Below are 515 nucleotides of genomic sequence, written 5' to 3' on the forward strand. Positions count from 1 at the left end.
GTGACAGTTCTGGGCTGAACTTGGTCGATGAGACCGTCTTCGCCCAGCAACTCACCCCTTGATCCCCGCGTGCGACTCGCGATCGCGTTGTGGCCTGATGATGCACCACGCGGGGCGGTGAGCGTGTTCTGTGCCGAGCAGGGGATCTCACGCAAAACCTTCTATCAATTGCGCCGACGCGCCCGTGAGCAGGGTCCCGATGCCGCGATCGAGCCCCGCTCACGCCGCCCGAAGAACTCACCGTCCAAGACAGCCGATGAGACGATCGAGATGGCGCTAGAGGTCCGTAGGCTCCTGGAGGAATCCGGGCTGGATTACGGGCCCATCAGTGTCTGCGACAAGATGACCGCACTGGAGATGCCAGCGCCCTCACCAGCGACGCTGGCTCGGGCGTTCCGCAAGGCCGGGGTTGCCCGGGCTCAGCCGCAGAAGAAGCCACGCTCGTCGTGGAAACGATTTGTCTATCCCCGTCCCAATGACTGCTGGCAAATCGATGCCACCGCTTGGGTACTCAG

General features: G+C 63.1%; 1 protein-coding gene. It reads left to right on the forward strand.

Annotated elements, in window-relative coordinates:
* Positions 1-117: 117 nt before the first annotated feature.
* The coding region (locus tag ABD283_RS14350; protein ID WP_344225607.1) for a helix-turn-helix domain-containing protein at positions 118-515 on the forward strand (398 nt) is incomplete at its 3' end.

Origin of the sequence: Kocuria atrinae (genome assembly GCF_039531425.1) — a bacterium.
Classification (GTDB): domain Bacteria; phylum Actinomycetota; class Actinomycetes; order Actinomycetales; family Micrococcaceae; genus Kocuria; species Kocuria atrinae.